The following is an 11220-nucleotide window of genomic DNA, read 5'->3' as shown; positions in this document are numbered from 1 at the left end:
CCTGCGAATAGGCCGTCACGACGCGCTCCGAGCGACTCCACAGCGTGTAGAACTCGCGCAGCTGCTCGGCCGGAAGGCGGGTGGCGCTGAGCGCACCCGGAAAACCGCATTCCCGTGCTGCCCCTAGCGCCTCGGCGAGGCCCGAGGTGTGACCGTCGACATAGGCGCTGTCGCCCAAGCCCATTCGGTCGAGATGATCAAACAGGCCCAAAAAGAGCGCGACGTCGGAATTGGGAGCGACCGCCAGATGCAGATCGGCAGCTTCCGCCGTCACGGTACGGCGCGGATCGACGACCACGATCTTGGTGCCGCGCCGCTCGCGCGAGGCAAGAAGGCGCTGGAACAGGACAGGGTGGCACCACGTCATGTTGGAGCCGACGAGAACGACGAGATCGGCTTGCTCCAGATCCTCATAGGTGCCAGGCACGGTATCGGACCCGAAGGCGCGGATGTGGCCTGCCACTGACGAAGCCATGCAGAGACGGGAATTCGTGTCGATGTTCGCGGCGCCGATGAAGCCCTTCATCAGCTTGTTGGCGACGTAGTAGTCCTCGGTGAGCAGCTGGCCCGAGCCGTAGATGGCCACCGATTCAGGGCCATGCTCGACAATCGTCTCGGAGAAGCGCCGCGCCACCTGATCGAGCGCTTCATCCCATGCCGCACGGCGGCCGTCGACTTCAGGATAGAGCAGCCTGTCGTCGAGACCCAGCGTCTCGCCCAGAGCCGAGCCCTTCGAGCAGAGGCGGCCATAATTGGCCGGGTGCTGCTCATCCCCCTTGATCGAGACAGAGCCATCCTCCTGCGGTGTCGCCAGGACACCGCAGCCGACGCCGCAATAGGGACACGTGGTTCGGGTCGGGGTGCCGCTCGCCATTCTTCCTCCTCAGGCAGCGCGGGCCATGAGAGCCGAGGCTGCGAGCAGGATGCGTGAGCCCTCGATCCGCAGCGGGATTTTATGGGTGCAGCCATGGTCGGCCCCCTGCGCCTCGCCGGTCTTCAGGCTGATCACCCAATTGTGCAGCGGACAGGTCACGGAATGGCCGTGCACGATGCCCTGCGACAGCGGCCCGCCCTTGTGCGGGCAGCGATCACGGAGCGCGAAGAGCGTTCCGTCCGCCGCCTTGAACACGGCGATGTCGCCGCCCGGCGCCTGAACGACCCGCGATCCGAGAACCGGCACGTCGTCGACCATGCCCACATCGATCCATTCGCTCATTCCGCTGCCTCCGCCAGGGTGAAGTTGGCCATCGGCCTGAATTCATGCGCGTCGCGCCCGGCCACCCGCTCGGCCCAGGGGTCGATCTGCGCCGTGCGCTGGGAGATGACGAAGCGCTCGTAGAGGGCCTGGCGCCTCGTCAGATCGTCGACCACGGTCGCCCGAATGGATTCCGCGCCGACCCGGTCGGCCCATTTGTACATGCGCTCGAGATAGTGCCCCTGCTCACGATAGAGCTGCGTCAGGGCCGCGATGACCTCGATGCATTCATCCTCGTCCGGGACCTTGCAAAGCAGTTGCGTGCCCTTGATGTGAAGGCCTGCCGCCCCGGCGAAGTGGATCTCGTAGCCGGAATCGACGCAGATCACGCCCACATCCTTGCAGGTCGATTCCGCGCAGTTCCGCGGGCAGCCGGAGACACCCATCTTCACCTTCGCCGGCGTCCAGGAGCCCCACATGAACCTCTCGATCTTGACGCCGAGGCCGGTGGAATCCTGCGTGCCGAAACGGCACCACTCCGTGCCGACGCAGGTCTTCACCGTGCGCAGGCCCTTGGCATAGGCGTGGCCCGAGACCATGCCGGCATCGTTGAGCTCGGCCCAGACGGCCGTCAGGTCCTCCTTGCGCACACCGAGAAGATCGATGCGCTGGCCGCCTGTGACCTTCACGGTCGGGATGTTGTATTTCTCGGCCACGTCCGCGATGGCGCGCAGTTCCCGCGGGTTGGTCAATCCGCCCCACATGCGCGGCACCACCGAATAGGTGCCGTCCTTCTGGATATTGGCGTGGACGCGCTCGTTGATGAAGCGGGAGCGGCCATCGTCCTCGTATTCCCCCGGCCAATCGCACAGAAGATAATAGTTCAGGGCCGGGCGGCACTTGGCGCAGCCGCAGGAGGTCTTCCATGCCAGTTCCTGCATCACGGCCGGGATCGACTTCAGCTCGGCCGTCCGGATGAGACGGCGCACGTCGTCGTGGCCGAGATCGGTGCAGCCACACATCGGTTCGACCGTCGCCTTCGCGAACTTGTCGCCGAGCGTCAGGGCCATCACCTGCTCGACCAGTCCGGTGCAGGTGCCGCAGGACGCGGAGGCCTTCGTGTGCGCCCTCACCTCGGCGAGCGTGCTCAACCCCTTGTCGGCAATGGTCTGGACGATCTTGCCCTTGCAGACGCCGTTGCAGCCGCAGATTTCCGCATCATCCGGCAAGGCTGCAACGGCCGCCGTAGGGTCCAGGGGAGCGCCTCCGACGTAGGATTGACCGAAAATCAGGGTGTCGCGCAGTTCCGTGACATCGGTCTCCTTGCGCAGGAGATCGAAGAACCAGGACCCGTCGCCCGTCTCGCCGTAGAGCACCGCGCCGACGATGCGGTTCTCCTTGAGAACGAGCCGCTTGTAGACACCGCGCGCCGCATCGCGCAGGACAATATCCTGCCGATCCTTGGCCTCGCCGAAATCGCCAGCCGAGAACAGATCGATCCCGGTAACCTTCAGCTTGGTGGCCGTGACGGAGCCGGTATAGGCGGCGGCCTCGTCGCCGGCGAGCTGCGCGGCGACGACCTTCGCCATCTCGTACAGCGGCGCCACGAGGCCGTAGCAGAGGCCACGATGCTCGACGCATTCGCCGACCGAGAAGATATCGGGATCGCTCGTGCGCATGTCGTCGCCGACGAGCACGCCCCGGTTGGTCTCGAGCCCCGCCTCTTTCGCCAGCACCGCGTTCGGCCGGATGCCGACGGCCATGACGACGATGTCCGCCGGCAGTTCCGTTCCGTCGTCGAGCCGAACGCCGGTGACATGCGTCTCGCCGAGGATCGCGTGGGTATTGGCTTTGCAGCGCACGGCGATTCCGCGGTCCTCGAAGGCCTTCTGCAGCAGGTAGCCGGACGAGGGATCGAGCTGTCGCTCCATCAGGGTCGGCATGAGGTGGAGAACTGTCACCTCCATGCCCTGCGCCTTCAAGCCGGCTGCCGCTTCGAGCCCGAGCAGGCCACCGCCGATGACGATGGCGTGTCCACCCTTTTGCGCTGCCTCGAGCATCTTGTTGACGTCGTCGAGGTCGCGATAGGTGACCACACCCGGCAGGGTGGCGCCGGGGATCGGAACCACGAATGGCATCGATCCGGTGGCGACGAGGAGCTGGTCGTAAAATGCCGCCGTTCCATCCGCCGCGATCACGCGCCTGGCGGCACGATCGATCTCGACGACCTGCTTGCCGCGATGGAGCGTGATGCCGTGCGTCTCGTACCAGGCATCGTCATGGATCAGGATGTCTTCATAGGCCTTCTCGCCCGAGAGAACGGGTGAGAGCATGATGCGGTTATAGTTCACGCGCGGCTCGGCGCCGAAGATCGTGACCTCGTAGGCGCCGGGCGCCCGCTCGAACAATTCCTCCAGGGCACGGCCGGCGGCCATGCCGTTGCCGATGACGACCAGCTTCTTGGGCATCTCAGTCTCCCTGAGAAAGTCAAAAATCCAAGAGGCCTACTCCTCGGCACTCGACCGCAAGCACAAAAGCGCCGCCTGACGTGGCCACATGCTACTTGCGCAGCATCCCAGCCATTCATGCGACGTCGTTGTCGGAGTAGTGCCAGATGAGAGGCAAACCTATCTGATCGCCCTTGATCAGACGGTTCAGCGAGACCTTGTGACTTCGTTGTCAGGGCCCGCGTTATTTAGAAAGACTATTGGTTGCCTACTTTTTGATCAAGACTATATGTTGTGCAGAATGCATAACTTCTGATCGGCAGAGTGCCCGCAGATTGGTCACCTTGGCGGATAGTCGGCCCCGTTCGCGCTTGCGCCCGACGGAGAGGGAGGACAGGGCCAACAGGGGGATTGGACATGCAGCGCCATCGTGTCAGGACTGTCGACAGGTGCGTCACGCGACATCGGACAATTGGAGTCGGGAAGCTCTCAGGGGGGCGGCATGTCTTTCCACCAGCAAGGGCCAGAGCAGCTCCGTGTCGCTGTGGGCTACTCCTCGGAACGGGGCCCGCGAACCGACAATGAGGACTACTGCGCTTTCGTCGATGGCACTCCCTCGCAACGGACGCGCCATGGTGTGGTGGCGGGGATCGCGGACGGGGTCGGCGGGGCAAAGGGTGGTCGCGTGGCAGCCGAGACCGTGGTGCGGGGCTTCATCGATGGTTACCTCAGCCAGAGTGAGCTTCTCAGCGTGCGGAAGAAAAGCGCGCGTGCCCTCGAGGCGATGAATCGCTGGGTCCACGCCGTAGGCCGCAGCAACGCCGACCTTCAGGGTATGGCCTGCACGCTGACCGCACTCATCCTATGGGGGCGTCAGGCTCACATCGTGCATGTCGGGGACAGCCGGCTCTATCGCCTTCGCCACGACCGCTTGGATCGGCTCACCACCGACCACACGTTCACTGAATGGGGCATGCAGGGCGTCCTCCGACGGGCCGTTGGGGCAAACGACAGCATTCAGATCGATTATCTCGCCGAGCCTGTGCAAGTTCACGATCGCTACCTTCTGTGCACGGACGGAGTCCATGGGTTCTTGCCTGAGCGGGTCCTCCGGAACGCGCTCGCCCTGAGAGCCTCACCGGAGGAGACGGCTCGGAGCCTGACCGCCGCGGCTTTGGCTGCTCGAGGCGGGGACAACGCGACAGCACTCGTTCTCGATGTGCTGAGCCTGCCGCCGGCGAACCAGCCGGATCTCGAGCTTGCCATTGCAGGCCAGCCCATTCTGCCACCGCCCACGATCGGCACCGTCATCGATGGATTCGATCTCAAGGCTCAACTTTCCGATGGCCGCTACAGTCGGGTGTTCCGGGCGCACGACACAGTCGCGAAACGCTCCGTCATCATCAAGTTTCCGAAGCCCATCCAGGACGCCGATGCCGTGCTTCGACAGGCTTTTATCCGGGAGACCTGGATTGCGGCGCGTGTCCGCAGCCCCTGGGTTGGCGAGGTTCTCGATATTCCGCCGGAGCGTCAGACCCGTCTCTACTCGGTGATGCCGTTCTATGACGGAGAAACCCTAGAGGCTCGGCTCCAACGGTCGCCACCGATCTCCCTTTCTGAAGGTTTGACGCTCGCGATCAAGCTGGCAAAGGGTGTTGCCGCGCTGCACCGGGCCGGCATCGTGCATCGAGATATCAAACCGGACAATGTGATCCTCGAACACGTGGCGGAGCAGGCAGAGGCTGGCGTGAAACTGGTCGATCTTGGTGTCGCACGCGTCGCCGGCATGGACGATTTTGCCTTGGAACACGCCCCCGGCACGCCAAGCTATATGGCGCCTGAACTCTTCGCCGGTGCTCATGGCGACGCGCTGTCGGATCAGTTTGCCGTGGCTGTCACGATCTATCGCCTGTTCAGCCGAGTCTATCCTTACGGTGAAATCGAGCCGTTCTCTCGACCGCGGTTCAGCAAACCGACTCCGCTTACGTTCCATCGGCCCGATCTGCCGGCTTGGCTGGATCAGGTCCTTGCCCGGGCCCTTGCGGTGTCGCCGCATGATCGGTTTGGCGACGTGCTCGAGCTGGCCTTCGAGCTGGAGCATGGCTCCGCGCGAGCGCTGCCGACGGTCCTCCACCGCAAGCCGCTTTACGAACGCAACCCGGTGTTCGTCTGGCAAATAATTGCCATCACGCTCGCCGTCCTGCTCTTCGTGAGTTGGGCCTTCAAATAGCGTCTATGGCGCCGCTCTATCCGAGTGGGAGAACGCGTTCAGACATTGGGCCAAGGTACTCGGCTGAGGAAGCAGGTCTGAACACGAGCCTTACTGGGACGTGTCTGTGTCAGACGAAGCCGGATCGGTGATATCCTCAATCCACGTGAGGGCCTTTACGCCTTGTGGGAACCCAAGCGTCGGGATTGCAAGGAGCGCCACCTGCTTGAGCTCCTCCATTGCGAGGCCGTCAGCCAAGGCCCGGCGCGCGTGTGAGTGCACAGCACCCTCAGAGAGCGCTCCAACAGCGAGAGCAAGCTTCACCAACCGCCGCGTCCGTGCGTCGAGGGGACCTGCCTCGGAGCAGGCTTTCCCGAGGGCTGCATAGGCAGCCCAGATCGCCGGATACGCCTCTGCAACCTCGCCTGCGCCGGACGGTAAGTTCTCGGGGGCCTCCGCCATATGCTCCTCCTCAAACGGCACGATGATGATGAGCCTGGGTGATACTCTGCCTTACGGTATCATCATGGGACAATGTCCTCCAGCACCAGCAATGCTATCAATGCACCCAGCCTGGTCAGGAGTCGAAAGGCTCCAAGAGCGTTCTTCGTATTTCAGCTGTGGTCGACTCCCCAGACGAGCGGTTCGCGAGACCCGGGCCATGATCGAGAAGCAAAAGCAAACGCCTGAATTGGATAGGCTTCGGCCCTTACAGGCGACATTTTGATTTTGCGACTACAGGGTTTTGGCGCGAACAAGTCAAAGTACTCCATCTCACTTGGTGGCTGTGACGGTCGGTGTGATCTGCCCTCCGAGCCAAACCCAGGCGCTGCCGTCATCTCCCTCGCGCTTCACATAATGGTAGCCAGTCTCTTGCCATGCCAGGACAGCATCTCTCTTGTTGTCGAGCGCAAAATCGCCATGGCTCGTGCGGACCATCAACACGGCGTGGCCCATGCCGTGCTCATCAAGGACAACCGTCATACGCAGGGCGCGCCGGGGCAAGCCTGCTTCGATCAGAAGCTTGCGCTTGAGCAACTGAATGTCCTCGCAGTCACCAAGCCCATCGTCGGGATAGTCCCAGCGATCCAGCACACCCCAGTGATCCTGATCCGTCACCGCCAGGATCATGCGGTTCACGCGCTCGTTTACCTCCAGGATGGTGAGCCAGACGTCCGGTTCGAGACGGAGGGCCATAGGTTCCGATGCGTTAACGGCGCATTCCTGAGGTTGGCTCTGGCAGAACTCAGCCCATGCGAGTGTGGGACCTGCCGACCCGCCCGATACGATTGCTTCGGTTGGTGCAGGCAGGATTGCGGACGCGGTTGACAGGGACGCCGCCACAGCGGGGCCGAAGAATGCGAGACCTGCCCACGAAGCCATTGCAAGGGCGCCACAGCGCAGCGCATGAAAACGATTGCCAGCCTTTTGTTGGCGAATGCCCGTTTCAATGTCCTGGTACATGTCCTGCTCGCTCGACCTCCTGGCTTTGGCAATGATCCAGTCCAGTAGACATGCAATCAAAATGAGCAGGAATACTCGGCGTGCTGAGCTTTTGCGCTGGCCGTGCACTGTTTCCGTGCTTTTGCTCAAACGTTGGGCATGAAGCCTGCCATATGGGACGTCATTGTCGCGGAAGGAGCGCTCTGCAGGTGTGGGGCGTACGAGAGTTGCTTATGGTGGCAATGAGCGGATGACTCCCGCGCCCGGGGGGTGCCAGGATGAGCGCTGTCACTGGCGCGGAGATGGTTTGATTTCCTGGGCATATCAATCTTCAGCCGCTCTCGCGTGACATGACCAAGCGCCTGACTGAATTGGCGTTCTCAGATCCCGTAGCCTCTGAGCCTTCCTATCAAGCAGGCGCGGAGCTGCTCAGTGACGGTCCTACGGCAGTTGCGCGCATAACGTGATGGCGGCGATCGCCGCCGACGCCGCAGTGGCCGTTAGCCAGAGATCGAGGGCCTGCGGCCGGTGTGGGACAATTCGCTTCAACAAGGCACAGCTCAAAGGACAAGGTGAAGAGGCAATGGACCCCTACTTGGGGCATGCCACCTTGAGGTCAAGCGCTTGTCTGCGTGAGGAATCCCACCATGTACAAGGCGTCTTGGTTCGCCGAAGGACCCGTTCTCACCGTCACGAGCATGGCGCGCTCCGGTCCTGCCAGCGTGTGCGTAAGGTGGCCCCCAAGGGCGGCCGTCCCGCAGGCCCTCCCTTGGTGACGATGACTCCCTCTCAAGGCATGTACAAATCTGGAGAATGACGTCGGTGGCCGCCGCTAATTCGGCTTCGTCGAACTCGAAGCAGCCCCAACGATCGACTGTTGAGCCTGTGTCGTGGGAGTAAATCTCGAGCCAGAAGGGTGGCTCCGCAGGAACAGGTCCCGCCGGCTGGGCACACTCGGTCAACCGCACTTCGAGGGCGCCAGACCGTGCGAGTGTCGCACTGCGCGAGCCATCGGCCCGCTCTGGGGTGACGGCTAATTGCACGTAGGTGCGAAGAATCCGTTGCTCGATCTCATCAACCGCAAGGGGATCGGCCGCACGGCGGTGCAGAGGCTGCAATTGATGCAAAATGGAGCTCTCCCTTAGGTCAGGCCCGGAGACCTGAACCAGGTCAAATTCACGCGACTGCCCCAACGAGATCGAGCCCGATAGGTGCCGCATCCTGTGACGCTGTCTCTCCGCTTGCGCTTTGGCGAGGCCGTCTTCCTAGTTGAACGAGATGGCAAGCCAGAGAACCAGGAACGCGAGCGAACTGGCGATGGCGGTCCACTCTGACACTGTCAGGGCGCCGGGAGCGCGGCTTGAAGACTTGCTCGGGATCATGTCTCTGACAAAGGCCAAACTTCTCGAAAAGGTACGCCTCGGCTGCACCGATGCACCTTCTTGAAGACTATGCTGCATTGCAGCATAGGCAAGTTTGATCTACGGGATGCAGCCATGCGCTGAGTACATGCTCTTGCAAGCCTTTCAGGTCAGGTGATCGGGGCATGGCTTCAATAGCGTCCGGTGATCGCGCCCACCTTGCCGCCTCTGTCACGACCGGTTCAGCCGATGGGTTCTGTCGGCTTCAACAGGCGTGCCCAAGCATCATCATGAAACATTGCAGCCGGTGTGTTATCTAGGCTCTTAGTCCTGCCTTCCTCACAAATCTCTCGACAGAAGGCGCGAAGACTTCCACCATTTTGTCCCAACTCCTGTAGCTTTTGAGTTTTCATGCCCTCTGCCCCAACCTCCCGGCGCCCCAAGACCCTCAAGCAGCCTCATGTTGCCCCGACTGTTGATCTCAGTGCCGTGATCATGGCAGCCACGCCGGACGAGCCGCGGGTCCTCACGGTTCGGGACACGCCGCAGCAGCCTGAGGGACTGCCCTCAGGTCCCCTGCAGTCGCAGCATCGCACCCTCGAGATAGGCTTGCGGACCTGGGTGGCCGAGCAGACCCAGCTGACCTTGGGCTACGTCGAGCAGCTCTACACTTTTGGCGATCGCGACCGCGCCGAAGCCGCTGATCCGGGGGCCGGGCATGCCTTGTCGATCGCCTATCTGGCTCTCGCCCGCGAGGCGCGACCGGCCGGACTGGCCCATGCGGCCTGGCGGAACTGGTACGGCTATCTTCCGTGGGAGGACTGGCGCGAGGGCCGCCCATCGGCGCTCAAGGTCATCGAGCCCGCCCTGAAGGCCTGGGCCCGTTCGGGTGGAAAACCTCTCAGGAGTTTTCGGGAAGAGAGGATCGAGCTCACCTTTGGCTTTGCATCCGGGACTTGGGCGGATGAACGGGTGCTGGAGCGCTACGAACTCCTGTTCGAAGCTGGTCTGGTGCCGGAGACTCTGCGAGACGTACAGCCTCCCGTTGCTCCGAAAGTGCGGCTCGCGCCCGGTCAGCCAATGAGCCTGGATCACCGGCGCATTCTGGCGACGGCCATCGGCCGCCTGAGGGGTAAGATCAAGTACCGGCCGGTGATTTTCGAACTGATGCCGACCTCTTTCACGCTGCTAGACCTGCAGAAGACAGTGGAGGCTCTGTCAGGGGTGCGCCTCCATAAGCAAAACTTTCGCCGATTGGTCGAGATGCAGGGCCTTGTTGAGGAAACCGGGGAAATCACAACTGAGACGGGCGGGCGCCCCGCTCGTCTGGTGCGCTTCCGGCGCGAGGTGCTGATTGAGCGCCCGGCCCCCGGCGTGCGACTGCCGCGCTTGAGGTGAGCCCAATGTTGCAGCAGATTGTGGGTTGACGCGAGCTTATACTCGCGCCTAGCATAAGTCATGTGCCGGCTACGCAGCCGGCTTTCTTGTAAGCCGACAATGCTCAAAGAGAGCATTACTACGATCCGCTAATGCTCTCAGTGAGCATAGGAGGCCGTCATGTCCGCTGCTGCTTCGATGGTGTCTGCGTCCCTGCCCCTGCCCGATCTCTACGCCCGCGTGCGGCACCATGTCCCGGCGATGGAATGGCCTGTGTTCGCCAGCGATATCGAGGCAATCCTGGCGCTCAAACGTGAGCACAATGCCGTCATTTTAGCGCACAACTACCAGACGCCCGAGATCTTCCACACGGTGGCGGATATCGTCGGCGACAGCCTGGCCCTGGCACGTGAGGCGGTGAACACGGATGCCGACGTGATCGTGCTGGCCGGTGTGCATTTCATGGCCGAGACTGCCAAACTCCTCAATCCGAACAAGACGGTGCTCATCCCGGATGCCGAGGCAGGCTGTTCCCTGGCGGAGTCGATCACGGCAGAGGATGTGCGGCAGCTGCGGGCGCGCTACCCGGGCGTGCCGGTGGTCACCTATGTGAACACCTCCGCCGCGGTGAAAGCCGAGTCCGACGTCTGCTGCACCTCGGGCAACGCGAAGAAGGTGATCGAGTCGCTGGGAGTCGACCGGGTGATCATGCTGCCGGACGAGTTCCTGGCCCAGAACACGGCCGCCCAGGTGCCCGGCATTGAGATCATCACCTGGGCTGGTCACTGCGAGGTGCACGAGCGCTTTACTGCCGAGGACATCCGTGAAGTGCGCGAGAGCTATCCCGACGTCGTCGTGCTGGCCCATCCGGAGGCGCCGCCGGAGGTGGTGGCGGCAGCGGACTTCGCCGGGTCGACGGCCGGCATGGCCGACTTTGTCGGCGAGAAACGCCCGGCTCGCGTCGCTCTCGTGACCGAGTGCTCGATGAGCGACAACGTGGCGGCTCTCTACCCAGAGGTCGAGTTCGTGCGGCCCTGCAACCTGTGCCCGCACATGAAGCGCATCACCCTGCCCAAGATCCGCCGAGCCCTTGAGCAGCGCCAGTATGAGGTCACGATTGACCCGGCCGTGGCCGAGCGGGCGCGGCTGGCTGTCGAGCGCATGCTCGCCGTTCGCTGAGGGCTGGCT

8 protein-coding genes are annotated in these 11220 nt (G+C 62.8%); 3 read left to right on the top strand and 5 right to left on the bottom strand.

What is annotated here, in order from left to right:
- From FS320_RS11945 to nirB, 3 genes are all read right to left on the bottom strand, one after another.
- On the bottom strand, positions 1 to 874 hold an 874-nt coding region (locus FS320_RS11945; RefSeq protein WP_152711737.1), incomplete at its 3' end, for a molybdopterin-dependent oxidoreductase.
- Positions 875 to 883: 9 nt separating this feature from the next.
- Positions 884 to 1216, bottom strand: a complete 333-nt coding sequence (gene nirD, locus FS320_RS11940; RefSeq protein ID WP_152711735.1) for a nitrite reductase small subunit NirD — start codon at positions 1214 to 1216, stop codon at positions 884 to 886.
- A complete protein-coding gene (gene nirB / locus FS320_RS11935) occupies positions 1213 to 3663 on the bottom strand; it encodes a nitrite reductase large subunit NirB (RefSeq protein ID WP_152711733.1) in 2451 nt (816 codons plus the stop codon). The genes nirD and nirB overlap by 4 nt, the downstream gene beginning before the upstream one ends.
- 481 nt (positions 3664 to 4144) lie before the next feature.
- On the opposite strand from nirB, the gene FS320_RS11930 reads away from it, so the two are divergent.
- Positions 4145 to 5872, top strand: a complete 1728-nt coding sequence (locus tag FS320_RS11930) for a bifunctional protein-serine/threonine kinase/phosphatase (RefSeq protein ID WP_152711731.1) — start codon at positions 4145 to 4147, stop codon at positions 5870 to 5872.
- A 90-nt stretch (positions 5873 to 5962) separates the two neighbouring features.
- On the opposite strand, the gene FS320_RS11925 is transcribed toward FS320_RS11930, so the two are convergent.
- Both FS320_RS11925 and FS320_RS11920 read right to left on the bottom strand, forming a co-directional pair.
- Entirely contained in the window at positions 5963 to 6313 is a 351-nt protein-coding gene (locus FS320_RS11925; protein WP_152711729.1) for a carboxymuconolactone decarboxylase family protein, read from the bottom strand.
- Positions 6314 to 6625: 312 nt separating this feature from the next.
- Entirely contained in the window at positions 6626 to 7291 is a 666-nt protein-coding gene (locus tag FS320_RS11920) for a transglutaminase-like cysteine peptidase (RefSeq protein WP_420846731.1), read from the bottom strand.
- A gap of 1775 nt (positions 7292 to 9066) precedes the next feature.
- On the opposite strand from FS320_RS11920, the gene FS320_RS11915 reads away from it, so the two are divergent.
- Complete coding sequence (locus tag FS320_RS11915) at positions 9067 to 10053, top strand: NUDIX hydrolase (RefSeq protein WP_152711727.1); 987 nt, start codon at positions 9067 to 9069, stop codon at positions 10051 to 10053.
- A 159-nt stretch (positions 10054 to 10212) separates the two neighbouring features.
- Positions 10213 to 11211: a quinolinate synthase NadA gene (gene nadA / locus FS320_RS11910; RefSeq protein ID WP_152711725.1), complete on the top strand. Its 999-nt coding sequence runs from the start codon at positions 10213 to 10215 to the stop codon at positions 11209 to 11211.
- The last annotated feature ends 9 nt before the right edge of the window (positions 11212 to 11220 follow it).

The organism is Microvirga tunisiensis, from assembly GCF_009296175.1.
Lineage (GTDB): Bacteria > Pseudomonadota > Alphaproteobacteria > Rhizobiales > Beijerinckiaceae > Microvirga > Microvirga tunisiensis.
Note: the sequence above shows the minus strand (reverse complement) of the source record. Positions and strands in the feature narration are given on the sequence as shown.